The 26,253-nt window shown below is 74.5% G+C and carries 25 protein-coding genes and 2 pseudogenes; 23 read left to right on the forward strand and 4 right to left on the reverse strand.

The features are described from left to right. Positions 1 to 15: 15 nt before the first annotated feature. Genes GKE82_RS01940 through GKE82_RS01980 form a run of 9 tightly spaced genes read left to right on the forward strand, consistent with a single transcriptional unit; the run spans position 16 to position 8,406 of the window. Entirely contained in the window at positions 16 to 741 is a 726-nt protein-coding gene (locus GKE82_RS01940) for a sugar phosphate nucleotidyltransferase (protein ID WP_154732165.1), read from the forward strand. Continuing rightward, on the forward strand, positions 738 to 1,478 hold the full coding sequence (locus GKE82_RS26755; protein ID WP_196189024.1) for a methyltransferase domain-containing protein: 741 nt from the start codon (positions 738 to 740) through the stop codon (positions 1,476 to 1,478). The genes GKE82_RS01940 and GKE82_RS26755 overlap by 4 nt, the downstream gene beginning before the upstream one ends. Positions 1,479 to 1,501: 23 nt before the next feature. After that, a complete protein-coding gene (locus GKE82_RS01950; protein WP_107570957.1) occupies positions 1,502 to 2,491 on the forward strand; it encodes a dTDP-glucose 4,6-dehydratase in 990 nt (329 codons plus the stop codon). Next, complete coding sequence (locus GKE82_RS01955) at positions 2,488 to 3,504, forward strand: glycosyltransferase family 2 protein (protein WP_196189025.1); 1,017 nt, start codon at positions 2,488 to 2,490, stop codon at positions 3,502 to 3,504. The genes GKE82_RS01950 and GKE82_RS01955 overlap by 4 nt, the downstream gene beginning before the upstream one ends. Positions 3,505 to 3,506: 2 nt before the next feature. After that, positions 3,507 to 4,601 carry a glycosyltransferase family 4 protein gene (locus GKE82_RS26760; protein ID WP_284690358.1) on the forward strand — a complete coding sequence of 365 codons (1,095 nt, stop codon included), beginning with the start codon at positions 3,507 to 3,509 and terminating at the stop codon, positions 4,599 to 4,601. A gap of 28 nt (positions 4,602 to 4,629) precedes the next feature. Further along, complete coding sequence (locus tag GKE82_RS01965; RefSeq protein WP_154732168.1) at positions 4,630 to 5,769, forward strand: glycosyltransferase family 4 protein; 1,140 nt, start codon at positions 4,630 to 4,632, stop codon at positions 5,767 to 5,769. Between the two features lie 11 nt (positions 5,770 to 5,780). Beyond that, on the forward strand, positions 5,781 to 6,461 hold the full coding sequence (locus GKE82_RS01970) for a bifunctional 2-polyprenyl-6-hydroxyphenol methylase/3-demethylubiquinol 3-O-methyltransferase UbiG (protein ID WP_154732169.1): 681 nt from the start codon (positions 5,781 to 5,783) through the stop codon (positions 6,459 to 6,461). Positions 6,462 to 6,473: 12 nt separating this feature from the next. Continuing rightward, a complete protein-coding gene (locus GKE82_RS01975) occupies positions 6,474 to 7,223 on the forward strand; it encodes a YebC/PmpR family DNA-binding transcriptional regulator (RefSeq protein WP_107570961.1) in 750 nt (249 codons plus the stop codon). Next, positions 7,192 to 8,406 (forward strand): glycosyltransferase, encoded by a 1,215-nt coding sequence (locus tag GKE82_RS01980; protein WP_154732170.1) that lies wholly within the window; start codon positions 7,192 to 7,194, stop codon positions 8,404 to 8,406. The genes GKE82_RS01975 and GKE82_RS01980 overlap by 32 nt, the downstream gene beginning before the upstream one ends. A gap of 34 nt (positions 8,407 to 8,440) precedes the next feature. On the opposite strand, the gene GKE82_RS01985 is transcribed toward GKE82_RS01980, so the two are convergent. Beyond that, complete coding sequence (locus GKE82_RS01985) at positions 8,441 to 9,565, reverse strand: adenylate/guanylate cyclase domain-containing protein (RefSeq protein ID WP_154732171.1); 1,125 nt, start codon at positions 9,563 to 9,565, stop codon at positions 8,441 to 8,443. 36 nt (positions 9,566 to 9,601) lie between these two features. On the opposite strand from GKE82_RS01985, the gene GKE82_RS01990 reads away from it, so the two are divergent. Next, complete coding sequence (locus GKE82_RS01990; protein WP_158276962.1) at positions 9,602 to 10,225, forward strand: TetR/AcrR family transcriptional regulator; 624 nt, start codon at positions 9,602 to 9,604, stop codon at positions 10,223 to 10,225. On the opposite strand, the gene GKE82_RS01995 is transcribed toward GKE82_RS01990, so the two are convergent. Beyond that, positions 10,222 to 10,620 (reverse strand): hypothetical protein, encoded by a 399-nt coding sequence (locus GKE82_RS01995; protein ID WP_154732172.1) that lies wholly within the window; start codon positions 10,618 to 10,620, stop codon positions 10,222 to 10,224. The two genes, GKE82_RS01990 and GKE82_RS01995, sit on opposite strands and share 4 nt — an antisense overlap. Positions 10,621 to 10,634: 14 nt before the next feature. Continuing rightward, the gene (locus GKE82_RS02000) at positions 10,635 to 11,117 is read right to left on the reverse strand and encodes a hypothetical protein (protein WP_154732173.1); all 483 of its coding nucleotides are present in this window, start codon (positions 11,115 to 11,117) and stop codon (positions 10,635 to 10,637) included. A gap of 184 nt (positions 11,118 to 11,301) precedes the next feature. Here GKE82_RS02000 and ruvC point away from each other — a divergent pair, with 184 nt between their 5' ends. The 3 genes from ruvC to ruvB are packed head-to-tail and all read left to right on the forward strand — an operon-like array spanning position 11,302 to position 13,456. Further along, the gene (gene ruvC, locus GKE82_RS02005) at positions 11,302 to 11,832 is read left to right on the forward strand and encodes a crossover junction endodeoxyribonuclease RuvC (protein WP_233243935.1); all 531 of its coding nucleotides are present in this window, start codon (positions 11,302 to 11,304) and stop codon (positions 11,830 to 11,832) included. After that, entirely contained in the window at positions 11,829 to 12,425 is a 597-nt protein-coding gene (gene ruvA / locus GKE82_RS02010) for a Holliday junction branch migration protein RuvA (RefSeq protein WP_154732175.1), read from the forward strand. The genes ruvC and ruvA overlap by 4 nt, the downstream gene beginning before the upstream one ends. Beyond that, a complete protein-coding gene (ruvB, locus tag GKE82_RS02015) occupies positions 12,422 to 13,456 on the forward strand; it encodes a Holliday junction branch migration DNA helicase RuvB (RefSeq protein ID WP_233243936.1) in 1,035 nt (344 codons plus the stop codon). The genes ruvA and ruvB overlap by 4 nt, the downstream gene beginning before the upstream one ends. Before the next feature lie 117 nt (positions 13,457 to 13,573). Here ruvB and GKE82_RS02020 read toward each other — a convergent pair whose 3' ends face one another. Beyond that, positions 13,574 to 14,506 (reverse strand): hypothetical protein, encoded by a 933-nt coding sequence (locus tag GKE82_RS02020; protein WP_154732177.1) that lies wholly within the window; start codon positions 14,504 to 14,506, stop codon positions 13,574 to 13,576. Between the two features lie 107 nt (positions 14,507 to 14,613). On the opposite strand from GKE82_RS02020, the gene GKE82_RS02025 reads away from it, so the two are divergent. From GKE82_RS02025 to GKE82_RS02070, 10 genes and pseudogenes are all read left to right on the forward strand, one after another. After that, positions 14,614 to 15,063 carry a hypothetical protein gene (locus tag GKE82_RS02025; RefSeq protein ID WP_107570968.1) on the forward strand — a complete coding sequence of 150 codons (450 nt, stop codon included), beginning with the start codon at positions 14,614 to 14,616 and terminating at the stop codon, positions 15,061 to 15,063. Positions 15,064 to 15,076: 13 nt separating this feature from the next. Beyond that, positions 15,077 to 17,980: a protein translocase subunit SecD gene (secD, locus tag GKE82_RS02030; RefSeq protein WP_107570969.1), complete on the forward strand. Its 2,904-nt coding sequence runs from the start codon at positions 15,077 to 15,079 to the stop codon at positions 17,978 to 17,980. Positions 17,981 to 17,990: 10 nt separating this feature from the next. Next, on the forward strand, positions 17,991 to 18,278 hold the full coding sequence (locus tag GKE82_RS02035) for a hypothetical protein (RefSeq protein ID WP_154732178.1): 288 nt from the start codon (positions 17,991 to 17,993) through the stop codon (positions 18,276 to 18,278). Positions 18,279 to 18,301: 23 nt separating this feature from the next. Continuing rightward, a complete protein-coding gene (locus GKE82_RS02040) occupies positions 18,302 to 19,957 on the forward strand; it encodes an alpha-amylase family protein (RefSeq protein WP_154732179.1) in 1,656 nt (551 codons plus the stop codon). 66 nt (positions 19,958 to 20,023) lie between these two features. Further along, positions 20,024 to 20,638, forward strand: a pseudogene (locus tag GKE82_RS31170) (DHH family phosphoesterase); the annotation flags it as partial. A gap of 442 nt (positions 20,639 to 21,080) precedes the next feature. Beyond that, positions 21,081 to 22,451 (forward strand): annotated as a pseudogene (locus tag GKE82_RS02050) (DHHA1 domain-containing protein); the annotation flags it as partial. Between the two features lie 133 nt (positions 22,452 to 22,584). After that, complete coding sequence (locus GKE82_RS02055; protein ID WP_233243937.1) at positions 22,585 to 24,909, forward strand: bifunctional (p)ppGpp synthetase/guanosine-3',5'-bis(diphosphate) 3'-pyrophosphohydrolase; 2,325 nt, start codon at positions 22,585 to 22,587, stop codon at positions 24,907 to 24,909. A gap of 2 nt (positions 24,910 to 24,911) precedes the next feature. Continuing rightward, positions 24,912 to 25,412, forward strand: a complete 501-nt coding sequence (locus GKE82_RS02060) for a hypothetical protein (RefSeq protein WP_154732181.1) — start codon at positions 24,912 to 24,914, stop codon at positions 25,410 to 25,412. Beyond that, a complete protein-coding gene (locus GKE82_RS02065; RefSeq protein WP_107570974.1) occupies positions 25,413 to 25,673 on the forward strand; it encodes a hypothetical protein in 261 nt (86 codons plus the stop codon). Then, the gene (locus tag GKE82_RS02070; RefSeq protein WP_154732182.1) at positions 25,666 to 26,241 is read left to right on the forward strand and encodes a GNAT family N-acetyltransferase; all 576 of its coding nucleotides are present in this window, start codon (positions 25,666 to 25,668) and stop codon (positions 26,239 to 26,241) included. The genes GKE82_RS02065 and GKE82_RS02070 overlap by 8 nt, the downstream gene beginning before the upstream one ends. Positions 26,242 to 26,253 lie beyond the last annotated feature (12 nt).

A 26,253-nucleotide genomic window follows, 5' to 3' on the forward strand; every position in this document is an offset into this window, starting at 1 on the left:
CATACTACGCGCCGCATGCCACGCCGAGAGCCTGTCGTGATCCTCTGCGGAGGGCGGGGAACCCGTCTGCAGGAGAAGACCGTCGACATCCCCAAGCCCCTGGTGGAGATCGGGGGCCGTCCGATCGTGTGGCACGTGATCCAGGTCTACGCCGCCCAGGGCTTCCACCGCTTCGTGCTGCTGACCGGCTACAAGGGCGAGATGATCGAGGCGTTCGCACGCGACACGGCGTGGCCGGAGGGCCTGGAGGTCCGCTGCGTCGACACGGGCCTGGACACCCAGACGGGCGGGCGGATCAAGCGCGCCGCGGCCACGGGCGCGTTCGGCGACGGGCGCTTCGCCGCCACGTACGCCGACGGCGTCGCGGACGTCGACCTCGCCGGCCTGCTGGCCTTCCACGAGGGACACGGCGAGCTCGCGACGATGACCGTCGTGCGCCCCGAGCTGCAGTTCGGCGTCACGGTCATCGAGGGCGACAACCGCGTCTCCGGCTTCCGCGAGAAGCCGCGCAGCGAGCACTGGATCAACGGCGGCTTCTTCGTCTTCGAGCCCGGCGTCCTGGACTACCTCAGCGAGTCGAGCATCCTCGAGCGGGAGCCGCTGGAGGGCCTGGCGACCGACGGCGCGCTGCACGCGTTCCGCCACACCGGCTACTGGGACTGCATGGACACCTACAAGGACTCGATCACGCTGAACGACCTGTGGGCCTCCGGTACGGCCCCGTGGAAGGTCTGGGCGTGAGCGACGCGCGCACGGCGGTCGCCGGCGTCCCGTTCTGGTACCACACGATCGAGGTCGCCCCGGGGGTGCTGACCCCGGGTCAGGTGGACCTGCGCACGAGCGCCGCGAAGCTCCTGCCGGACGACCTGACCGGCCGGCGCGCGCTGGACGTCGGCACGTTCGACGGCTTCTGGGCGTTCGAGCTGGAGCGCCGCGGCGCGCAGGTCGTGGCGATCGACGTCGACGCGCTCGACAGCGCGCAGTGGCCGCCGCTGAACCGCCCGCGCCTGGAGCGCCAGGCGGCCGAGTGGGGGATGGAGCTCGGCCGCGGCTTCGCGGTCGCGCACGAGGCGCTCGGCTCGTCGGTGCAGCGGATCGTCTGCGACGTCTACGACGCGGCGCCCGACCGGCTGGGCGGCCCGTTCGACCTCGTCTTCATGGGCGCGATCACCGAGCACCTGCGGGACCCGGTCCGCGCACTGGAGGCGGTGCTGTCGTGCCTGCGCCCGGGCGGCGAGCTGGTCCAGATGGAGCCGTTCTCGATCCGCAACACGCTGCGCGCCCCGCGCACCCCGGTCGCGCACTTCCAGCCGCTGGTGAGCGACTTCAACTGGTGGTACCCGAACCTGTCGATGCTCAAGGCGATGCCGTGGGCCGCCGGGTTCGTCGACGTGCGGCGGACCTGCTTCCTGCGGCCGCCGTCCTCCAAGGCGATGACCGGCTGGTACGCCGGGATCGCCTCCCGCCGACCGTCCTGAACGACTGAGAGACTGAGCAGCACATGACCTTCGGAGAGCAGCTGTCCGGCAAGACCGCCTTCGTCACCGGCGCCTACGGGATGCTCGGCTCGTGGCTCGTGCGCGGGCTGCTGGACCACGGTGCACGCGTCGTCGTGCTCAAGCGCGACCAGGTGGCCGCGTCCGCGCTGGCCCTCGACGGGCTGGAGGCCCGCTGCCAGGTGGTCCGCGGCGACCTCGTCGACGCGAACCTCATGGACCGGGCGCTCGGCGAGTACGAGGTCGACGCGGTCTTCCACCTCGCCGCGCAGACGATCGTCGGCACCGCCAACCGCTCCCCGGCCTCGACGTTCGACTCGAACATCCGCGGCACCTGGACGCTGCTGGAGGCCTGCCGCCACCACCAGGTCTCGCAGACGGTCGTCGCCGCGTCCGACAAGGCCTACGGCCCGCACGACACGCTGCCCTACAAGGAGGACTTCGCGCTGCAGCCGAAGTTCCCCTACGACGTCTCGAAGGCCGCCACGGACCTCATCGCCCGCTCGTACTTCCACACCTACGGCCTGCCGGTGGCCGTGACGCGGTTCGCGAACATCTACGGCGGCGGGGACCTCAACCCGTCCCGGCTGATCCCCGAGATGGTCTCGGGCATCCTCGCGGGCCGCGCCCCGGTGATCCGCTCCGACGGCTCGCCCGAGCGGGACTTCCTCTACGTCGAGGACGCGGTCGCCGCCTACCTGGCGATCGCCGACGAGCTGGCGGCCGGCCGCGCGGGCGGCGAGGCGTTCAACGCCGGCGGCGACGCGCCGCACAGCGTTCGCGAGATCGTCGACCTGACGATCGAGGTGGTCGGCTCCGACGTCGTCGCCGACTACCAGGGCGCCGGCGTCCCCGACGGGGAGATCGACCGCCAGTACGTGGACTCGACGAAGCTGCGCGAGCTGACCGGCTGGGCCCCGCAGGTCGACCTGCGCGAGGGCCTGCGCCGCACCGTCGAGTGGTACCGGGCGCACCCCGAGGCGCTCTCGGCGTGAGCGACGGCGGCGGCGCCGTCCCCGCGATCTCGGTCGTCGTCCCCTCGCACGACCGGCCGCTGCGGCTGCGCTGGCTGCTCAACGCGCTCCAGGAGCAGACGCTCGACCCGGCCCAGTGGGAGGTCGTGGTCGCGCACGACTCCAGCGGCCCGGAGACGGAGGAGCTGCTGCGCACCCATCCGCTCGCGGCCGCCGGCGTGCTGCGCCACCTGACGTTCGACCCCGGACCGGGGCCGGCCGTCAAGCGCAACGCCGGGTGGCGTGCCGCGCGCGCCCCGCGGATCCTGTTCACCGACGACGACTGCCGGCCGCCACGCGACTGGGTCGCCAACGGGCTGGCCGCGGCGCTCGCGCGCCCGGACGCGATCCTGCAGGGCCGCACGACGATCGACCCGGACGAGCTGGCGGTCCGTCAGCGCGTGCCGCACGCCCGCAGCCAGGAGGTCGACCCGCCCGTGCCGTGGGCGCAGACCTGCAACATCCTCTACCCGCGCGCGGTGCTCGAGGCGACCGGTGGCTTCGACGAGTCCCTGCCGCTGGCGGCGGGGGAGGACACGGACCTCGCGCTGCGCGCCCGCGCGCTCGGCGCCCCCTACGAGGCGGCGCCCGACGTGCTGACCTTCCACTGCGTCGAGCCGGCGACGCTGCTCGCGCGGATGCGGGAGGTGCAGCGCTGGGAGCACCTGCCGTTCGTCGTGCGCGCGCACCCGGAGGTCCGCGACGGGCTCCCGGGCTTCGGCACGTGCTGGAAGCCCGCGCACGCGCGCCTGCCCGCGGCGGCGGCGGGCGTGACGCTCGCGGCCACCGCCCTGGCGCGCCGCCGCCCGGGGCTGCTCGGGGCGGGGGTCGCCGCGGTCGTGCCGTGGGCGCTGGCCGCCGCGCCGCGCTACGGCCGCGACCCGCGGGGCGTCGCGCGGTCGGTGAGCGAGCTGCCCGGACGGTTCGCGCTCGACGTCGCCGAGTTCACCGCGCTGGCCCGGGGCAGCGTCCGCTATCGCACCCTGCTGCTCTAGCCGTGCGCGTCCGCCTGCTCAACCCCGTCTTCTGGCCGGAGGTCCGGCGCGGCTCGGAGCGGTTCGCGCGCGAGCTCGCCGACGGCCTGCGCGACCGCGGCCACGACGTGACCCTGCAGACCTCCCGTCGCGGCCGGCGGACGGTCGCGGTCGAGGACGGGGTGACGGTCGTCCGGGTGCCGCGGCTGCCGGGGGAGGACCGGTTGCGCCGCCGCCTCTACGAGGACCACCTCCTGCACCTGCCGGCCGCCTACCGCGAGCTCGCCGCCGACCCGCCGGACGTCGCGCACGCGCTCTACCCGACCGACGCCCTGGCCGCCCTGCGCGCCCGCGACCGCCGCGGCGGCGCGCCGGTCGTCCTCTCCTACATGGGGATCCCGCACCGGGTCGGCCTCGCCAACCGACGCGGCCGCAAGGAGATCGTCCTGCGCGCGGCCCGCGAGTCCGACGCGGTCGTCGCGCTCAGCCGCACCGCCGCGGACGGCTTCGAGCGCTGGCTCGGGGTACGCGCGCACGTCGTGGCGCCCGGGGTCGACGTCACCGCGTTCGCGCCCGGGGAGGGCCGGGCGCCGGTCCCGACGATCCTCTGTGCCGCCGACCACACGCAGCCGCGCAAGCGGGTGGCGCTGCTGGCGGAGGCGTTCGCGCTGGTGCGCCGCGAGCGTCCCGACGCGCGGCTCGTGCTCTCCCGGGTCCCGGGCGCCCCGCTCGCCGGGCGGCTGCCCGACGGGGTGGAGGAGCGCGACCTCGACGACCGCGCGGTGCTGGCGGCCGCCAACCGCGAGGCGTGGGTGGCCGCGCTCCCGTCGGTGGGCGAGGCGTTCGGGCTCGTGCTCGCGGAGGCGCTCGCGTGCGGCACCCCGGTCGTCGGCACCGCGGCCGGGGCGATCCCCGAGGTCGTCGACCGTGACGGCATCGGCGCGCTGTTCGACGGGGACGACCCGCGGGAGCTCGCCGTCGCGCTGCGCACGGCCCTGGACCTCGCCGCCGACCCGGCGACCGCCGCGCGCTGCCGCGAGCGGGCGCTCGAGCTCTCGACCGACCGCACGACGGAGGCGTACCTCGCGCTCTACGCCGACCTGACCGCCCGGCGGTGAGCGCGTGCGGGTCCTGACGGTCGGGAACATGTACCCGCCGCACCACCAGGGCGGCTACGAGCTCGTCTGGCGGGCGGCGGTCGCGGACCTGCGCGCGCACGGGCACGAGGTCACGGTCCTCACGACCGACCACCGCGAGCCGGGCGTCCCCGACGGCGACGAGCCGGACGTCCACCGCACGCTGCGCTGGTACTGGCACGATCACGACTGGCCGACGCTCGGCCTGCGCGAGCGCGCCCGCCTGGAGCGCCACAACGCCGCCGCGCTCACCGCGGTCCTCGAGCGCGCGCGGCCCGACGTCGTCGCGTGGTGGTCGATGGGCGGCATGTCCCTGTCGCTGCTCGACGCGGTGCGCCGGCGCGGGCTGCCGGCGGTCGCGTTCGTGCACGACGACTGGATCCTCTACGCGCCGCGCCGCGACCTCTGGCTCGCCACCCCCGGCCCCCTGCGGAGGCTCGCCGGGGTGCCGCTCGCCCGCGACCTGGGTCCGGCGGCCGAGTGGGTGTTCGTCAGCGAGCACACCCGCGACCGGGCGCTGCACCACGGCGCGTGGACCCTCGCGCGCACGGCGATCGCCCACTCGGGCATCGACCCGCGCTTCCTCGACCCGGCGCCGGAGCGTCCGTGGGAGGGGCGGCTGCTCGTCGTCGGCCGGCTCGACGAGCGCAAGGGCGCCGACGTCGCCGTCACGGCGCTCGCCGCGCTGCCGGACGCGACCCTCACCGTCGCGGGCGACGGCGACGCCGACTACGCGCGCCGCCTGCGCGAGACGGCCGCGGCGGCGGGCGTCGCCGACCGCGTGCGGCTCCTCGGCCCGGTCGCGCGCCGCGACCTCCCGGCCCTCTACGCCGCCCACGACGCGACGGTCTTCCCGGTCCGCTGGGAGGAGCCGTGGGGGCTCGTGCCGCTCGAGTCGATGGGCGTCGGACGGCCCGTCGTGGCGACCGCCCGCGGCGGTGCCGCCGAGTACCTGCGCGACGGCGTCAACGCGCTGGTCGTCCCGCCCGACGACCCGGACGCGGTCGCCGAGGCCGTCGGGCGTCTGGCCGCCGATCCGGCGCTGCGCGGACGGCTGCGCACCGCGGGCGCGGCGACGGCGGCCGCCCACACCCACGAGCGCTTCCACGAGCAGGTCCGCGCGGCGATCTCGCGCGCCGGGCGCGGATAGGCTGCCGGTCCGTGCTGGACTCCGCCGCGCAGCGCATCGCCGAGCTCCCCGACACCGCCCGCGTCCTGGACGTCGGTGGCTGGGCCGCCCCGATGGCCCGCGCCGACGCGGTCATCGACCTGTTCCCGTACGAGACGCGCGGCCTCTACGGCCTACCGGTCGACCCGGCGGCCGAGCGGTTCACCGCCGCCACCTGGACGCAGCGCGACGTCTGCGCGAGCGGGCCGTGGCCGTACGCCGACGACGAGTTCGACTTCGTCGTCTGCTCGCACACGCTCGAGGACGTCCGCGACCCGGTCCGCGTCTGCGAGGAGCTCGTCCGGGTCGCGCGCGCCGGCTACGTCGAGGTGCCCGCCCCGGTCCACGAGCTCACCTACGGCGTGCACGGCCCCTGGGTCGGCTGGAGCCACCACCACTGGATCAGCGAGCTCGACGGGGACGGCCTGCGCTTCACGTTCAAGCCGCACCTGCTCGTCGAGCCGGGACGCCACCTGCCCGCGGGCAGCTGTGCGGGCCTGGCGCCCGAGGACCTCGTGCTGGAGCTGTGGTGGGAGGGCTCGTTCGCGTTCGGCGAGCAGGTCCTCGTCGGCGCCGAGGAGTTCGACGGCTGGCTCGGCGGGCTGCTGGCGCGCGCGGGGGAGCGGGCGACCCCGGTCGCGTCCCCTCGCCGGGCGCGCTGGCGGCGGCCCTGACAGAATCGCGTCATGGCCGGACATTCGAAATGGGCGTCGATCAAGCACAAGAAGGCGATCGTCGACTCCCGGAGGGGCAAGGCGTTCACGAAGCTCGCGCGGCACATCACCGTGGCCGCGAAGGCGGGCGGCGGTGACCCGGACGGCAACCCGGCGCTCGCGCTCGCCATCCAGAAGGCGAAGGCCGCCTCGATGCCGAAGGACAACATCGAGCGGGCGATCCAGCGCGGCACGGGGGAGGGCGCCGACGCGGAGAGCTACGAGGAGGTCCTCTACGAGGGCTACGGTCCGGGCGGCGTCGCGCTGCTGATCGAGGCGCTGACCGACAACCGCAACCGCACGGGCGCGGACGTCCGCCACGCGCTGTCCAAGGCGGGCGGCAGCCTCGGCGAGCCCGGCTCGGTCGCGTACCTGTTCGACAAGCAGGGGATCATCGTCGTCGACGGCGAGAAGTACTCCGAGGACGACCTGATGGTCGCGGTCGACGCGGGCGCCGAGGACATCGCCCAGGAGGGCGACGTGTTCGAGATCGTCACCGAGCCGTCGACGCTCTCGCAGGTGCGCGCGGCGCTGCAGGACGCGGGGATCGAGGTGCAGAGCGCCGACGTGACCCAGCGGCCGAAGACCCGCGTGCAGCTCGACGAGGAGACCGCCGCGAAGCTGTTCCGGCTCATCGACGTGCTGGACGACAACGACGACGTCGGCGACGTCCACGCGAACTTCGACGTGGATGACGACGTCCTCGAGCGCCTCGCCGGCTGACCCGCCGGTCCTGGGCGTCCTGCTGGACGTCCACCCGCTGCGCAGCCAGACGTTCGTCACGACCGAGCTGCGCGAGCTCGCCGCGCTGGGCCACCGCATCCACGTGGAGGCGACCCGGCGCGGCGACCACGAGCCGGAGCCGATCCCGGGGGTGACGGTCCGCTGGCGGCAGGACGACGTCGCGGTGTCACGTGGCTCGGCGCTGCCGCTGCTCGTCGGGCGCCCGCGCGCCACGGTCGCCGACCGGGTCGCCCGGCAGCGTTGGCGCCGCGGCGAGGCGGTGCCGCCGCTGCGCGAGCTGCTGGAGCCGCTCGCGCGCCTGCAGGCCGCCGGGGTGGAGCACCTGCACGCGCACTTCGCGGCGGGCGCCGCGCTCGACGCGCTGCGGCTGGCCCGCCTCCTGCGCGTGCCGTGGTCGGTGACCGCGCACGCCTACGACATCTACCAGCGGCCCGAGAACCTCGCGGAGAAGCTCCGCGACGCGGCGTTCAGCACGAGCGGCTGCGACTACACGGTCGCCGACCTGCGCCGGATCGCCGGGCCCGGGCACGCCGACCGGGTGCACCGGATCGTCATGGGGGTGGACGCGGCGACCTTCCGCCGCACGCGCCCGCTCCCGGGTGGACGCCGGGTCGTCGCGGTCGGCCGCCTCGTGGAGAAGAAGGGCTTCGCGCACCTGCTGGAGGCGGCGGCGATCCTCGAGCGTCAGGGCCAGGGCCTGGAGCAGCTCGTGATCGTGGGGGACGGGCCGTTGCGTGCCGCGCTCGAGGCGCGCGCCGCGGAGCTGCTCCCGACCGGTCGGTACCGGTTCCTCGGGGCGCAGGACGCCGCGACGGTCCGCGGCGTGCTCGACCGCGCCGACCTGCTCGCGATGCCGTGCGTCGTGGCCGCCGACGGGGACCGCGACTCGATGCCGGTGGTGGTGAAGGAGGCACTCGCGATGGAGCTGCTGGTCGTCGCCAGCGACGAGGTCGGCCTGCCGGAGATCGTCCGGCCGCCCGCCGGCACGCTCGTCGCCCCCGGCGACCCGGCGGCGCTGGCGCAGGGTCTCGCGGCCGCCCTGGCGCTCGGCCCGGACGCGCGCGCCGCCGCCGGTGCGGCGGGCCGCGAGCTCGTGCTGCGCGAGGCCGACGCGGCCGCCGAGGCCGCGAAGCTGTCGCAGCTCGTCCTCGACGCCCGCTGACGGGCGGCCGCGCCCCGGCCCGCCCGGCGGTCGCTCAGGCGCGCTCCGGGTCCGGCGCCCGGCGGGCCCGGAACGTCTTGACGCCGCCGCGGACGCCCTTGACGCGCCGCTCGCCCGCGAACGACCACGCCAGGCGCGGGTCGTCGGCCGCCGCGTCGTGGGCCTCCTGGGTCGCGAGCACGCTCCCGGTCCGGGCCAGCGACGTCATCCGGCTGGCGAGGTTCACCGGGGCGCCGAACCAGTCGCCGCCGACCGAGGTGGCCGGTCCCTGCGCGATCCCGACGCGCACCTGCGGGAACTCCTCGCCCTCCGCGGCGACGAGGTCGACGAGCGCGAGCCCGGCGACGACGAGCGCGGCGGGCTCGTCGCTCACGAGCATCACGGCGTCGCCGATCGTCTTGACGAGCCGGACCGGCCCGGTCGCGACGGCCGCGCCGAGCACCTCGAGCCGCTCCGCGACGCGCCCGACCTCCTGCGGTGGCACCTCCTGCCCGAGCCGCGTGAAGCCGACGAGGTCGGCGAAGGCGACGGCGACCTCCCGTGCCCCGGGGATCGCGCCCTCCTCCCGGGCCCGGAGGTCGAGCGTCTCCCCGCGCACCATGTCACGCAGGTGCATGCGCACCATCGACTCCAGCAGCGGCCCGACGTGGGGCAGGACGACCTCGACGGTCGCCTCGAAGCGCTCGGCGAGCTCGCGCTCGCGCAGCCCGGGCTCGAGCGTCAGCTCCAGGACGGTGCGGCGCATCACCTGCGCCGCCTGCGCGAGGCCGCGGCCGAGCACGCGGCCGATCGCGACCATCTGCGCCTCGCTCACGCCGAGCTCCGCGAACCGGGCGGTGAGCTCGACCGCGCGCGTCTCGGCCTCGGCGAAGTCGACCCGATCGGGGTCGGCGATCGCCAGGCCCTGCGAGGCGCGGACCGCCTGCAGCAGCTCGAGCGGCACGCCGGCCCGGTCGGCGAGCTGCGCCGCGGTCAGCGTCGGCGGGCCGCCCATCACCACGCGTTCCGCGGGCAGGAAGGCGAGCAGGCCCTCGGCGTGCGCGCGATGCAGCTCCGCGTCGGTGAACCCGCGGTCGGCGAGCCACTCCAGCAGCTCGACCCGCTCCTCCCGCGCGCGGCCCTCCAGACCGTCCAGGAAGCCGTGCCAGGGAGCGCTCATCGCGCCGGACGCTACCGGGCGTCGTACCCTGTGCCCGTGCCCGACCGTGAGCCCCGCCGTCGCCTGTCCGCCTCCGAGCGGCGCCGCGCGATCCTCGACGCCGCCCAGGAGGCGTTCGCCAGCGGCGGCTACCACGGCACGTCGTTGGAGGAGGTGGCGCAGGCGGCGGGGATCTCCAAGGCCCTGATCTACGAGCACTTCGCGTCCAAGCGGGACCTGCACGCGTCGCTGCTGCAGTTCCACGTCGAGGAGCTGTTCGCGCGACTGCACGCCAACGCGCGCAGCGGCGCGACCGGCGAGGCGCGGCTGCGCGGCGGGGTCGACGCGTTCCTCGGCTGGGTCGAGGAGCGGCGCGTCGCCTACCGGGTGTTCTTCCGTGACGCGGCCGACCCGGACGTGGCCGACGTGACGGCCGCCGTCCAGCAGCAGGTCACCGGGGTGATCGCCGTGCTGATGTCCACCGATCCGCAGCGCCCGCCGGGCGGCCGGGTCAGCGAGGACCAGATCACCCAGCACGCCCAGCTCCTCGCCGGCGCGGTGCAGGGCCTGGCGAGCTGGTGGCACGACCACCCGGACGTGCCCCGGCAGGAGCTCGTGGACCGGGTGATCGAGTTCGCGTGGGTGGGCCTGCAGCGGCTCGGCGAGCGCGCGAACGCCTAGGCCAGCTCGGTCGTGTAGCGCGTCTCGTTGCGCATGATGTTGATCGAGCCCTCGTTGTCGCGGGTGTAGCCGCGGAACGCGACGGTGCTGCCCTCGCGGTAGGAGTAGTCGCACCGGACCCAGGTGCCCTTGCCGTACGGGTTGCGGCAGTGCCGGTCCCGATCGGCGAGCTGCCCGTAGGCGGAACGGCCGTCGGCCGCCTTGTCCTGCACGTACAGGTACTCGCCGTCGCGCCGGAAGCAGACCTTCACGTTGTCGTTCTCGGCGACGTTGCCGGCGCAGGTCTTCCCGGGGCCCTTCACCTTCTGGCCGATCTGGATCTCCTCGGCGGAGGCGACGGAGACCGGGACGAGGCCGACCGCGAGGGTGGTCAGCAGTGCAGTGGTGCAGCGCATGAGCTGGTCCTGCCTCAGACCGTGGCCGCGTCCCACGCGGTCCAGTCCTGGTAGTGGCTGAGCTTCTTGCACGAGTTGATGGTGCCGTCGCAGCGGCCGGAGCGGATCTCGACGCGCTTGCCCTCGGGGAGGTCCTTGTCACACGCCAGGCGCGTGCCGACCCAGCCGACCGTGGGGACCCAGGCGGGGCCCTTGGTGGTGATGCACAGCCCGCGACGCGAGCCGTCCGAGAGACGCCAGTGGACGGCGGCGCGCATGCTGTCGCGCTCCCAGTCCGCGGTGTAGAACACGTCGCCGTTGTCGTTGAAGCACCCCATCGAGTAGGTGTCGCCGACCTTGGCGTCACAGCCGTAGAAGTCCTGGACCTCCGAGGAGGTGGCCATGTCGATCTCCAGCGGGGCGGCCGCCTGGGCGGCAGGAGCGCCGGTGAGGGCGACGAGCGCACCGGCGGCGACGGCGAGCGCGGTGGAACGCAGGGAACGGCGGGTGGACGGCATCGGAGGTGCTCCTCGGTGTGGGGTGGACGGTCACCCCGTGCCTACCCGCCGGGCGGCGCGGGACCGTGAGAGTTCGATGAGGGCCGCGGCGCGCCGGCTCCGGCGGCCTCGCCCCGGACCGGTCGCGGGTCGGCGGGACCGCGCCGCGGGGGAGGCATCCGGCCCGACGCGCAGAATCCCTGCGGTGGTGAAGGTCCTCGGCATCGATCCCGGTCTCGCGAACACCGGCTACGGCGTGGTGCAGCGCCGCAGCGGCCGGCTCGCGGCGCTCGACGGCGGCGTCATCACGACGGCGTCCGACATGCCGATGGAGCGGCGCCTCGTGAAGCTCCACGCCCGCGTGCTCGAGCTGCTCGTCGAGCACCAGCCCGACGCGGTCGCGCTCGAGGCCCTGTACTTCGGCCAGAACGCGCGCTCGGCCTTCGCGGTCGGGCAGGCACGCGGCGTCGTGCTGCTCGCCGCGGGTGCGCAGGGTCTCACGACCACCGACTACACGCCCCAGCAGGTCAAGGGCGCGGTCTGCGGCAGCGGCCGCGCCGAGAAGGACCAGGTCCAGCGGATGGTCCAGGCGCTGCTGTCGCTGCCGGAGCTGCCGCGTCCCGACCACGCCGCGGACGCGCTCGCCGTCGCGATCTGCCACGCCAACCACGCGCCGCTGACCGCGGCGGTCGCCGCCCGGCGCCACGCCCGTCCGACCCAGCCCGCGGTCCGGTGATCGCGCTCGTCGCCGGGGACGTCGCGGTGCGGCGTCCGGACCACGTCGTGATCGAGACCGCCTCGGGCGTCGGCTACCGGCTCGGCGTCTCCGCGGAGACGCTCAAGCACGTCCCCGCGGTCGGCCAGCCGGTGTCGTTGCACACCCACCTGATCGTCCGCGACGACGCGCTGGTCCTCTACGGCTTCCACGCCGAGGAGGAGCGGGACCTCTTCCTGCAGCTGATCGGCGTGCAGGGCGTCGGCCCGAAGGTCGCGCAGGCGGTACTCGGCGGCGGCAGCGCCCGGCAGCTCGTCGGCGCGATCATCGCCGGGGACGCGGCGCGCTTCCAGGCGGTGCCCGGGATCGGCAAGCGGATCGCCGAGCGGATCGTCGGGGAGCTGCGCGACAAGGTCGGCCTGGGCGACTGGGACACCGCCGTGCCGGGGGACGACATCGCGGTGCACCGCGCCGACGACCCGCGGCTGCTGGCCCGCGACGGGCTCGTCGAGCTCGGCTGGTCGCTGCCGGAGGCCGAGGAGCTGCTGCGCGGACTCACGGGCGACACGCCCGAGGAGCTGATCGCGCAGGCGCTGCGCGGGGCCCGCCGGTGAGCGACGAGATCCGCATCCAGACGCCCGGCTGGCTCCCGGACGAGGACGTGGAGGAGACGTCGCTGCGGCCGCGCACGCTGGACGACTTCGTCGGCCAGCCGGGGCTGAAGGCCCAGCTCGCGGTGAGCCTCGAGGCAGCGATCGCTCGCGGCGAGGCGCTCGACCACGTCCTGCTCGCCGGCCCTCCCGGCCTGGGGAAGACGTCGCTGGCCCACATCCTCGCGGCCGAGCTCGACGTGCCGCTCGTCATGACCGCGGCCCCGGCGCTCGAGCGCAAGGGCGACGTCGCGGCGTTCCTCACCGCGCTGGAGCCGCGCTCGATCTTCTTCGTCGACGAGATCCACCGGCTGCCGCGCGCGCTGGAGGAGACGTTCTACCCGGCGATGGAGGACCGGCAGCTGCCGATCACCGTCGGCCAGGGGGCGGGCGCGAAGGTCATGACGCTGCCGCTGCCGCCGTTCACGCTCGTCGGCGCCACGACGCGCGCGGGCCTGCTGACCTCGCCGCTGCGCGACCGCTTCGGCATCCAGCACCGGCTGGAGCCCTACGACCTCGACGAGCTCGCCGACATCGTCCGGCGCAGCGCGACGATCCTCGGCGTCGAGCTCGCCCACGACGGGGCCGCCGCGGTCGCCCGCCGCTCGCGCGGCACCCCGCGCGTCGCCAACCGGCTGCTGCGCCGCGTCCGCGACTTCGCGGAGGTCCGCGCCGACGGGGTCGTGACCGGGGACGTCGCCGACGCGGCGCTGGACCTGCTGCAGATCGACCACCTCGGGCTCGACCGCCTCGACCGGGAGATCCTGCGCGCGGTCTGCGAACGGTTCGACGGCGGGCCGGTCGGCCTGTCCACGCTCGCGATCACCGTGGGGGAGGAGCAGGACACGCTCGAGGACGTGTACGAGCCCTACCTGCTGCAGTGCGGCTTCCTCAAGCGGACCCCGCGCGGCCGTGTCGCGACGCCGCGTGCGTTCGCGCACCTCGGCCTCGAGCCACCGCCGGCCGGGCCGGCCGACGCCTCCTCGCTGTTCTGAGCGGCCCGGCCGCAACGCAGCCCCGGTGCGCCCCCTGGGCGGATTCTGGGTGATCCGCGTGCCGGATACGGGTCCCGGATCACCCAGTACGGCCTGGCTCGGTCGACCCCGCCGCGCTCAGCAGGGCCGGTTGCCCAGCGGCAGCGGCACGACGCCCGCCCGGCTGATGTCGACGCCCGCGGGCGAGCCGCTGAGCCGGTACGGCTTGCCGTTGACCGTGACGGCGGTCGAGGCGAGACCGACGTTCAGGCGCACGCGGCGGCCCTTGAAGGTCCGCGGCCCGCTGAGCGTGCCGGCGAACAGCTGCCGCCCGGCGCCGTCGTCGACGCAGAGGTACGTGGCCGCCGCCGGGGTGAGCCGCACGGTGACGAGCTTGCGTGCCGCGGCGCGGCGGCGGGCCTCGCGCTTGCGGCGGGCGGCGCGCCGGTCGGCGGCGCGGCGCTTCTCGGCCGCGCGGCGCTTCTCGGCTGCCGCCTTGCGGGCGGCCTCGCGGCGCTCCGCGGCGCTCGGACCGGTGGGGCCCGTCGTGGTGGCGGTGGCCTTGCGGGCACCGGTGGCGGCGCTGCCGCGGGCCCCGGTGGTGCCGCGCGCGCCGGTCGTGGCGGCGGCGCCGCGGGCGGCGTCGGTCGTGGTCGCGGCGGGGAGGGCGTCGGCGACGCGCGTGCCGGCGCCGTCGGCCCCGCCGACGACCGTGGAGGCGCCGGCGACCCCGGCGACGAGCGCGGCCAGCGCGCCGACGCCGACGACCGCGCGGCGCACGGTGGTCCCGCGCGACCCGGGGTCCACGGCCCGGACGCGCAGCTCGACGCGGGCGCCCGGCGCGGCGGTGGCGAGCCCACCGTCGGGGAGCTCCACGCCCGCGAGACCCAGCGCGGCCTCGACGCGGCGCAGGGCCGCGGGGTCCGCCGGATCCGCGCCGAACGCGGCGAGCAGCTGGTCGAGGGTGGGCCGTCGCTCGGCCTGACCGCCCCGCGCGGCGGCGCGGGCGATGTGGCGCGCCGTCTCGGCGTCGCGCAGGCTGACGGGCTGGTCGTCGGGGTGGGGAACCATGGACCTCATGCTTCTTCGTCGGCAGGTCCCTACCGTTCCTGAAGCCGGCCTGCGAGGAGCGTGACGCAGCGGTGACCCAGGCTCGCGTACCCTGTCGGAGTTCCACGATGGCCCACCTCTTCATCTGCCCCAACTGCGGCGCCCGCTCGACGGCGACCGATCGCACCGCCGGCTTCCGCTCGACCCCCAAGGGCTGCGCCAAGTGCGGCTTCGGGTTCCTGTTCGAGCTGCTGGACGACTACTACCCGGCCCCGGACGCCGCGTTCTTCGCGTGCGACCAGCAGGGGAACGTCATCGCCTGCGGTCGCGGGAGCTTCGAGCTGACCGGGCTCGACGACGAGCGCGTGATCGGACGCCCCGTGAGCGAGGTGCTCGGCCTGGAGTGGGGCGACCAGCCCGACGCGGTCGCCACCGTGCTGGAGTGGGGCGTCCGCCAGCTGGACAAGCCGGTCAGCGTGAACGCCGAGGGCGACCTGCCCGCCAGGGCGACCGCCGATCTGTTCCCCGCGTACGACGACGACGGCGGCCTGCTGCTCGTCCTCACCCCCGAGAAGTAAGGTCCCCGCGCTCGTGTCCGAACGCCGTCGCAATCTCTTCATCCTCCTGCTCGTCGGCGGCCTGCTGGCCGCCTCGATCGCGGTCGTCGCGACGAAGCAGACGAAGCTCGGCCTCGACCTGAAGGGCGGCGTCGAGCTCGTCTACCAGGCGAGCCCGACCAAGGAGGTCCCGACCGTCACCGGGGAGGCCGTCGATCGCTCGATCGAGGTCATGCGCGAGCGCGTCGACCAGCTCGGCGTCGCGGAGCCGGAGATCCAGCGCCAGGGCGCGGACCAGATCATCGTCTCGCTGCCCGACGTCGACAACGCCGACGAGGCGATCGACCAGGTCGGCACCGTCGCCCAGCTGTACTTCTACGACTGGGAGACGAACGTCCTCGGGCAGGACCTCAAGCCCGACCCGAGCAATGCGGACATCACCGGTGGCGCGTCCGCCGGCTCCGCGGGCTGCCTGCCGAAGTTCGACGCGCTGGCCCGCGCCTCGCGTCGCGCGGCGATGCCGAACCAGAAGACCTCGGCCGGCAACCAGTTCTACGTCACGGACAACAAGACCCGCAAGGTCCTCGAGGGCCCGCAGGAGACCCGTGAGGCCGTCCTCAAGAGCCTGGCCGCGGACCGCGCCGGCTCGGGCGCCGCGAACGCCCGCCCGGAGGGTCGCCTGGCGGCCGACGAGCAGGTCCGGGAGATCAAGGAGGGCACGATCATCGTCCGCGGCGAGCAGCCGCCGGGCAGCGACGACAACGACACCGAGCGCGACTGCTACTACGTCCTCAACGACAACTACGCGCTCCAGGGCAAGGACATCAAGAACCCGGAGCAGCAGTTCGACAACGGTCCCGGCGGCACCGGGCAGCCGAACGTCACCTTCGAGTTCAGCGACGCCGGCCGTCGCATCTGGCAGAACGTCACGCGCGAGATCGCCGAGCGCGGCCAGAACCAGTTCCTGCCGGGCTCCGACCCGCTGAGCGCCGCGCAGCACTTCGCGATCGTGCTCGACGGCCAGCTGATCTCCACGCCGTACATCGACTTCCAGCGCAACCCGGACGGCATCGACGCCCGGACGGGCTCGGAGATCTCCGGCGGCTTCACGATCAAGAGCGCGCAGACGCTCGCGAACCTCCTGAAGACCGGTGCGCTGCCGATCAAGCTCGACCTGATCTCGCAGTCGCAGGTGTCCGCGTCGCTGGGCCAGCAGGCGCTCGACGAGGGCCTCGTGGCCGGCATCGCCGGCTTCGTCATCGTCGCCCTGTTCCTGCTCGTCTTCTACCGCGTGCTCGGCGTCATCGCCGTGACCGCCCTGACCGTCTACGCGATCTACTTCTACGCGCTGATCAAGCTCATCCCGGTCACGCTGACGCTGCCGGGCATCGCGGGCCTGATCCTGACGATCGGCGTCTGCGCGGACGCGAACATCGTCATCTTCGAGCGGGTCAAGGAGGAGATCCGCGCCGGCAGATCCATGGCCGCCGGCATCGCGGCGGGCTACAAGAAGGGGCTCAGCGCGATCATCGACGCGAACGTCGTCACGTTCCTCGTCGCGTTCATCCTCTTCATCCTCGCCACCGCGGGTGTCAAGGGCTTCGCGCTCGTGCTCGGCGTCGGCGTCATCGTCTCGATGCTCACCGCGGTCCTGCTCACGCAGGCGATCCTCGGCGTCGCGAGCCGGTCCTCGCTGCTGCAGTCCCCGTCCGCCCTGGGGCAGAAGGACCCGTCCAAGCACAAGAACCGCTGGCGCTTCGACTACGCGGGCAACGCCCCGAAGTTCTTCGCCGCCTCCGGCGTCATCCTCGTCATCGGCGCGCTCGCGCTCGGCGGCAAGGGCCTGCAGTTCGGCATCGACTTCGACTCCGGCACGCGCGTGACCGCCGCGCTGGTGCAGAAGACCGACGAGGCCGGCATCCGCGACGTCCTCGACCGCGAGGGCCTGGGCGACGCGAAGATCCAGCGCGTCACCGACGAGGAGCTCGGCGACAACGCGTTCCAGATCCGCACCGAGCAGCTCGCGCCCGACGAGGTCTCGCAGAAGATCACGACCCCGCTGGACGACGAGTTCCAGATCCGCGGCGCGCCGAACACGGAGTCGATCGGCCCGACGTTCGGCAACGCGGTCGCCGAGAGCGCGGTGATCGCGATCATCGCGTCGCTGCTGGTCATCACCGCGTACATCGCGCTGCGGTTCGAGTGGAAGTACACGCTGCCGATCCTCATCGCGGTCAGCCACGACATCCTCATCACGGCGGGCGTCTACGCCCTCGTCGGCCGGGAGGTGACGACGTCGACGGTCGCGGCGCTGCTCACGATCCTCGGCTTCTCGCTGTACGACACGATCATCGTGTTCGACCGTGTCCGCGAGAACGTGCCACGGATGCCGCGGGCCGCGTTCTCCCAGATCGTCAACCGCTCGATGAGCGAGGTCATCGTCCGCTCCCTGGCGACGAGCTTCTGCGCCCTGCTGCCGATCCTCGCGCTGTACTTCTTCGGTGGCGAGACGCTGCAGGACTTCGCGTTCGCGCTGATCGTCGGCACGTTCTCCGGCACCTACTCGTCGGTCTTCATCGCCTCGCCGGTGCTGACCGCGTGGAAGGAGCGGGAGCCCGTGTACCGCCGTCGCCGTGCGCGGATCGCCGCGGCCAACGGCGGTGTCGTGCCCCCGTACGCCGACGGCGCGGCCGCGATCGAGGCACCGGTCGAGAAGGCACGCAAGCGCGCCCCGGCCCGGCTGTCCGACGATCCCGCCCAGGGCGTCAGCAAGCAGGAGTTCGACCAGATGGTCCGCGACCTGCACGTCGAGTCGCCGCCGGTCGCGACGGCCGACCCGACCGCCGACGCCTCGCCCGAGGACCTCGTGCTGAAGGACAAGCCGCAGCGCGACAAGTCCGGCCGCACCCGCAACAAGCGCCACGGGCGCCCCCGATAGGAGACACGTCATGGGCATGCTCACCTGGGTCACGATGGGCCTGGCGCTCTGGCACTTCACGGTCTTCGTGCCGGACCGCTTCGCCGGCGGGATCATCGGCGCGCTGATCGGCTCGGTCGCCGGGGCTGCGGTGTTCGGCGTCCTGCTGCACGGCTTCTCGGTGCCGGGCCGCAACGACACCGACCTGCTGACCGCGGCCGAGGCCATCCCGGGCGCGTTCATCGGCCTCGCGATCACCTACGCGCTCGGTCTGCGGACCGAGGACGTCGAGCCCGAGCCGGAGCCGCTGGCGCCCTAGCGCCGGCGGACCGCAGGGGGACAGTGGCGCGGTCACGGACGATCGCCCGGCACCGTCGCAGCGCCGCCGGCCTGGCGGCGCTCGCCGCGCTGGCGGGCGCGCTCGGCGCGGGCGCGGCGCCCGCGCAGGCGGCGCGCGGCCCGCTCGCGACGATCGTCCAGGACGACGCGCAGCTGCTGCACCGCGCGCCCGAGCAGGTCGCGGCCTCGCTGGACCGCCTGCGCGACCTCGGGGTCGACACCGTCCGCATCACCGCGGGCTGGTCGGTCCTGACGCGTGACGCCGACACCGACGCGATCCCCGCGGACTTCGACCAGACCGACCCCGCGGCCTACGAGCAGGCCCGCTTCACCGGCCTGGACACCGCGATCCGCCTCGCGGACGAGCGCGGGCTCCGCGTTCTGCTGGATCTCGCCTTCTGGGCGCCGCAGTGGGCGGCGGGCCGCGAGGAGGGCGAGCCGATGCCGCGCGCCCGGCGCGGCGTCGACGCCCAGGCCTACGGGCGCTTCGCGACGGCGCTCGCGCGCCGCTACGACGGCACGTTCACGCCGCCCCCCGCGGTGGAGCCGGTCCCGCCGACCGCCGACGGCTCGTTGCTGGACCAGCTGTTCGGGACCGCGCCGCCCCCCGCGGCGAGCGCCCCGTCGGCGGGCCCGCTGCCGCGCGTGGCGCGGTTCAGCCTCTGGAACGAGCCCAACCACCCGGCGTTCCTGCTGCCCCAGACCGCCCGCAGTGCCAACGGCAGCCCGGCGCTCTACCGGCGCATGGTGCGGGCTGCCGACGCGGCGATCCGCGCGGTGCAGCCCGACGCCACCGTGCTCATCGGAGGTCTGGCGTCGAAGGGCACGAACGGCCGCGGGATCGCGCCGCTGCGGTTCGTGCGCGAGCTCGCCTGCGTCGACGGGAAGCTCCGCCCGCTGCGCACGGCGGCCTGCCGTGACTTCCGCCCCGTGCCCGGGGACGGCTTCACGATCCACCCGTACTCGCTCAGCACGCCGCCGGACGCGCGCCCCTCGGCCTCCCAGCCCGACGACACGCCGCTGGGCGCGCTGCCGAAGCTGATCGACACGCTCGACCGGCTCGTCCGCGCCGGGCGCCTCTCGCGCGGCCTGCGCGACGTGTGGATCACCGAGTACGGGTACGAGACCAACCCGCCCGCGCGCACCACGACCTTCGGTCTGGACGACCAGGCCCGGTTCCTGCCGTGGGCGGAGTACCTCGCCTGGCGTCAGCCGCGCGTCCGGGCGTTCGCGCAGTTCCTGCTGCGCGACCTCCCGCCGGCCGCCTCCGTGCAGGGCCAGAGCGACCGGCGCGCGTTCGGCCAGTGGGAGTCCGGGCTGCTGTTCGCCGACGGCACCGACAAGCCCGCCGCGGCCGCGTTCGCCGCCGGCCTGTTCGTGCGCCCCGCCGACCGGACGGGACGTCGCCTCGCGGTCTGGGGCCGGCTGCGCACCGGCACGGGCCTGCGCACGGTGGTCCTCGAGGCGCGCGCGCCGCGCGGCACCTGGCGGCGGCTGCCCGGGACGGTGCGGACCCGCAGCGGCGTCGTCACCCGCACGCTCCCGGCGGCCGGGATCGCGCGCGGCTCGCTCGTGCGGATGCGCGTGACGGCCGCGGACGGGACGGTCTCCGTGAGCCCCGCGTTCCCCGTCCTGCACCGCCCGAGTCCCCTGCGCTGAATCCCCGCAGATTGCGGGAACGGCCGCCGGTTCCGTCCTCGCCGCGGCCTACCGTGGGCGGCGTCGATGGACGCGCGCCTGGACATCCCCGCCTGCCCGACCGACGCCGTGCGGACGCTGCGCGAGCAGCTCGGGGTCAGCGACGCGGTCGCGCAGATCCTCGTGCGACGCGGCCTGCACGACCCGGAGGTCGCACAGGCCTGGCTGCGCGCCGAGGAGCGCCACGATCCGTCCGCGTTCGCGGGGATCGACGACGCGGTCGCGCTGATCCTGCTGCACGTGCGGGCCGGCTCGCGGATCACGATCCACGGGGACTACGACGTCGACGGCGTGACCTCGACGGCGATCCTGCTGCGCGCCCTGCACACCTGGCAGGCCACGGTCGACCACCTCCTGCCCGACCGGCAGGCCGACGGCTACGGCCTCACGCACGCCACGATCGACCGCCTGCGCGCCCGCGGGACGCAGCTGCTGATCACGGTCGACTGCGCGATCACCGCGGTCGACGAGGTCGCCGCCGCCCGGGCGGCCGGGATCGACGTGATCGTCACCGACCACCACACGCCCCGGGCCGACGGCGTGCTGCCCGACGCGCTGCTCGTCCACCCGGGGGTCTGCGGCTACCCGTTCCGGGACCTCTGCGCGGCCGCGGTCGCCCACAAGCTCGCCGTCGCCGTGCACCGCGCCGCCGGCGGCGACCCGGCGCGCGCCGACGCGGACCTCGACCTCGTCGCGCTGGCGACAGTCGCGGACTGCGTGCCGCTGCACGGCGAGAACCGCCGGCTCGTCCGCGAGGGGCTCGGCGCGCTCGCCACCACCCGCAAGCCGGGCCTGCGCGCGCTGATGCGCGTCGCGCGGGTGGACCCGTCGACGATGGACGCGACCGACATCGGCTTCCGTCTCGCGCCGCGGCTGAACGCCGCCGGGCGCGTCGCCCGGCCCGACGCCGCGCTGGAGCTGCTGCTGACGCCCGACGAGGACCGCGCCGAGCGGATCGCCGAGGAGCTCGACCGCCACAACGCGGACCGCCGCCACACCGAGGAGCGGATCCGCTTCGACGCCGAGCGCCAGATCGCCGAGCTGGGGGAGCGTCCCGCCTACGTGCTGTGGGGGGGAGGACTGGCACTCGGGGGTGATCGGGATCGTCGCCTCGCGGATCGCCGAGCGCCACCGCCGGCCCGTCCTGCTCGTCGCCGTCCGCGACGGGGAGGGCACGGGCAGCGGCCGCTCGATCCCGGCGTTCGACCTGCTCGCGGGCCTCGACGCGTGCGCCGGGCACCTGCTGCGCCACGGCGGGCACCGCGCGGCGGCGGGCTGCACGGTCGCCGCGGACGCCCTCCCGGCGCTGCGCGCCGCGTTCGAGGCGCACGCCGCCGCGGTCCTGCGCCCGGAGGATCTCGTGCCGGTGGCCCGCGTCGACGCGGTCGTCGCGGGGATCGAGCTCGGCCTCGAGCTCGCCGAGGAGCTGCAGCGGCTGGCGCCGTTCGGGGAGGGCAACCCGGAGCCGTCGCTGCTGCTGCCCGCGTGCCGCATGCTCGACGTGCGACCGATGGGCGAGGGGCGGCACCTGCGCTTCGCGGTCCACGCCGGGGGCGTGTCGGCCCGCGCGGTCGCGTTCGGTCGCAGCGAGCTGCCCGACGGCGCCCCCGTCGCCGTGGACGCGACCTTCTCGCTGACGGTCAACCGCTGGAACGGCGCGGTCGAGCCGCAACTGCAGCTGCGCCATGCCACCGCTCCTGCGTGCGCCCCGATCACCTGCGTCGACGACGCCGACGACTGGGAGCCGGCGCTGCGCGCCGCGCTCACGGGGGGCGCGCCGGCGGCGTACGCGACGCTCGCCCCGCCCGCGACGCGCCGCACGGTCCTGGACCGGCGCGGCCAGGGCCTGCTCGGCACGGTCGCGGCGCTCGTCGCCAGCGGCGAGCCGGTGCTCGTCCTGACCGCCGACACGGCCAGCCGCCACCGCCATCTGCGCGGGCGCATCGGCGGCTTCACGCTCGCCTCGCACGAGGCGGCGCTCGCCGACCCGGCGCTGCGCGCAGCGCACCGGCACCTCGTGCTGCTCGACCCGCCGGCGCATCCGGCGATGCTCGAGGCGCTGCACGCCGGGAGCGCCGACCAGCTCGTCCACCACGCGTGGGGGCCCACCGAGGAGGGCTTCGCCGGCCGCGTCCACGAGCACCTCCACACCCTGCGCGAGCCGCTCGCCGACGTCTACCGGGCGCTGCGGGCCGGGACGGGCCTGCGGGACGCCCTGCGCGGGGACGGCGAGCGCCCGCGTCACGCGGTGCTCGCGGCGCGCCTGCTGCTCGTGCTCGAGGAGGCGGGCCTGGCGCGGGTCGACCGGGCCGCGCTCACGGCGGAGCTCCTGCCCAGCGGCCGCGTGGACCTGTCGGTGTCGGCCTGCTTCCGCGCCTGCGAGGAGCGCCGGGCGGCCGTCGCCGACCGCGCGACGCCGCCGCTCTCCCCGCCGCGCGAGCCGGTCGCCGCCTGACCGGCCCGGTGGCCGTCCGGGCCCCGACCGGCGGGCAGGACGCCTGGACCGTCGGCAGGTATCGGATCCGGCCCACCCCTGAGCTACGCTTGGGGCCGGATGGAGACCGCCACGACGACCCGTACGCCGCCGCGTGACTGACCGCTCGAACATCGGCGAGCGCCGTCCCGTGGGCGCGGTCGCCGACCCGGCGACCCACCCGTCGGTCGACCGCAAGGACCTCACCGAGACCGAGACGCGGCTGCTCTCCGACCTCTTCGCGATCGTCGAGGAGCACGCGGACGACGCGGCCGTCGCGGTCGACCGCGAGCGCGTCGAGGACGCGTTCGTGTTCGCCTGCGAGCACCACGCCGACCAGCGCCGCAAGTCCGGTGAGGAGTTCATCGTCCACCCGGTCGGCGTCGCGAAGATCTGCGCGGGCATGCGGCTCGACACGGAGACGCTCGTCGCCGCGCTCCTGCACGACACGGTCGAGGACACGTCCGCCTCCCTGGAGGAGGTCCGCGTCCGCTACGGCGACGAGGTCGCCGCGCTCGTCGACGGCGTCACGAAGCTCACGGGCATCACGTTCCAGTCGCGCGACGAGGCGCAGGCCGAGAACTACCGCAAGATGATGGTCGCGATGGCCTCGGACGTCCGGGTCATCCTGATCAAGCTCGCCGACCGCCTGCACAACATGCGGACGATCGCCGCGATGCCGAAGCAGAAGCAGATCGACAAGGCGAAGGAGACCCTGGAGATCTACGGGCCGATCGCGCACCGGCTCGGCATCCACGCGATCAAGTGGGAGCTCGAGGACCTCGCGTTCGCGACCCTGCACCCGCGCAAGTACCAGGAGATCAAGGGCCTGGTCAACCAGCAGCGCGACGAGCGTGAGACGTACGTCTCGAAGGCGGGCGCCTACCTAGCCCGCGAGCTCGAGGCGCTCGGCATCGACGCGGAGATCTCCGGCCGCGCCAAGCACTTCTACTCCATCTACACCAAGATGACGAAGAAGGGCCGGGAGTTCAACGAGATCTACGACCTCACGGCCATGCGGGTCATCGTCGAGTCGGTGAAGGACTGCTACGGCGCGGTCGGCGTCATCCACAGCCTGTGGAAGCCGCTGCCGGGCCGCTTCAAGGACTTCATCGCGATGCCGAAGTTCAACATGTACCAGTCGCTGCACACGACGGTGATCGGGCCCGAGGGCCTGCCGCTGGAGATCCAGATCCGCACCGTCGAGATGCACGCGATGGCGGAGTTCGGCGTCGCCGCGCACTGGATCTACAAGCAGGGTCGTGACGGCGGCCGACCGGTCGGTCCGCCGGTCTCGGCCAACGGCAAGGAGAAGCTCGACTGGCTGCGCTCGATGCTCGACGAGCAGCAGGACGACGCCGATCCGCGCGAGTTCATGGAGCAGGTGAAGGCCGAGCTCGTCACCGAGGAGGTCTTCGTCTTCACGCCGAAGGGCGAGGTGAAGTCGCTGGCGGCGGGGGCGACGCCGCTGGACTTCGCCTACGAGGTGCACACCGACGTCGGGCACCGCTGCGTCGGCGCGCGCGTCAACGGCAAGATCGTGCCGCTGCACTACGAGCTGCGCTCGGGCGACATCGTCGAGATCCTCACCTCCAAGCGCGACCGCGGGCCGTCCCGCGACTGGCTGGCGCTCGTGCGCACGACCCGTGCGCGGAACAAGATCAAGGCCTGGTTCAAGGCCGAGTCACGCGAGGACACCGAGCACACCGGCCGCGACCTGCTGCAGGAGCAGTTCAAGAAGGCCGGCCTGCCCGCCCAGAAGATCACCGGATCACCCCTGCTGGCGGACGTCATCCGCGAGATGGGCTTCAAGAAGGCCGACGACTTCTACATCGCGCTCGGCGCGGCGAAGATCAGCCCGAAGGTCGTCACCAACAAGGTGCTCGCGCGGTTGAAGGCCGGCGAGGCGGCGGAGGGGGAGGAGACGGCGGCCGAGTCGCTCATCTCCACCCGGCGCCAGCGGCGCCAGCCGACCGGGACGTCCTCGAGCTACGGCATCGTGGTCGAGGGCGTCGAGAACGTGCAGCTGCGGCTGGCGAAGTGCTGCCGGCCGGTGCCGGGCGACCCGATCGTCGGCTACGTCAGCCTCGGCCGTGGCATCACGATCCACCGCGACGACTGCCCGAACTCCGCGGCGCTGCGCAAGGACCCGGAGCGGTTCGTGCGCGTGCACTGGGAGGGCGACCACGAGAGCTCGTTCCGCGTCGAGCTGCAGGTCGACGCATGGGACCGCCACCGCCTGCTGGAGGACCTCTCGCGGACCTTCGCCGAGGGTGGGCTGAACATCGTCGAGGCCCGCTGCATCGTCAGCCCCCCGATGGTGCAGAACCGCTTCGTCGTCGAGGTCGGCGACACCAAGGCCCTGAAGGCCACGATCACCCGTCTGCGCAACATCGACAGCGTGTTCGACGCGTACCGCGTCACACCGGGAGCAGGATGAGCATGAGCACCACCCGCCGGACCACCGTGGCGACCCTCGCGGCCCTGACCGCTGCCGGCGCCCTCGCCGCCACCCCCGCGGGGGCGGACCTCGTCGTGCAGCAGTCGCTGGCGGGCATCTCGCCGGGCATGACCCGCGCGCAGGTCGAGGCGGTCCTCGGCGCCCCGCAGAGGGTCACGACGCGGCCCGACGACATCATGGGCTCGTACGACGAGCTGCGCTACGGCCTGACCACGGTGTCGATCAGCGGCGGCGAGGAGGGATCGGTGTTCTCGATCTCGACGACCTCGAAGAAGCAGCGCACGAGCTCCGGGGTGGGGGTCGGCACGACCGAGAAGACGCTGCGCCGCAAGGTCAGGGGGCTGCGCTGCTCGACGTACGCGGGCCGGTTCCGCATCTGCATGGTCGGGCGCCTCACGCCCGGGCAGACCGTCACGGACTTCCGCATCGGGAAGACGTCGAAGAAGGTCGTGAGCATCCAGCTGGGCCTGGTCATCGACTAGATGGCCGCGCTGGTCACCTCGCTCGCGGGGCTGCTGTGCCTCGCGCTCGCCGCCTACCAGGAGGTCCGCACCGCGCGGACGGCGGGCGTGTCGGTCGCGACGCTGGAGCGCCCGCCCGCCCTGCGCTACCTGCTGATCGCCTTCCCGTTCCTGTTCGTGGTGAGCGCGCTGGGGGAGGAGCACCTTCTGCTCGGCGTCGGGCTCGCGGTGCTCGCCCAGTCCGCCTACGTCACCTGGTGGCGTGGGCAGCGGCGTGCCTGAGCGGCTCGTCCGCCCGGCGGGGCCGCTGCGCGACGAGCGGGTCGTCCTGCGCCGGTGGCGTGCGGAGGACCTGCCCGACGTGCACCTCGGCATGCAGGACCCGGAGGTGCCCCGGTGGACGCGGATCCCGGAGGGCAACCCGCCGCACGAGGTGCGCCGCTACCTCGACGGGCAGCCACGGGCGCAGGCGGACGGCGCGGAGCTGGTGTTCGCGCTGGCCGACCCGGTCGACGACCGCTTCCTCGGCTCGATCTCGCTGCTGCGTGTCGTGCTCGAGGAGCACCGGGCCGAGGTCGGGTACTGGCTGGCGCCGTGGGGCCGCGGGCGCGGCGTGCTCACGAGCGCGCTGCGCCTCCTGAGCCGCTGGGCGCTCACGGACGGCGGCTTCGCGCGGCTGGAGCTGCGGATCGACCCGCGCAACGCGCCGTCCCTGGCCGCCGGGGAGCGCGCGGGCTACGTCCGCGAGGGCGTGATGCGGTCGATGCAGGAGCACCGCGGCGAGCGCATCGACCTCGTGCTGCTCTCGCTGCTGCCCAGCGACCTTCCGCGCGCCCCGACCGCCGGCTGAGCGCCGAGCACC

The sequence above is a fragment of the Conexibacter sp. W3-3-2 genome (assembly GCF_009707605.1).
Taxonomy (GTDB): domain Bacteria; phylum Actinomycetota; class Thermoleophilia; order Solirubrobacterales; family Solirubrobacteraceae; genus Paraconexibacter; species Paraconexibacter algicola.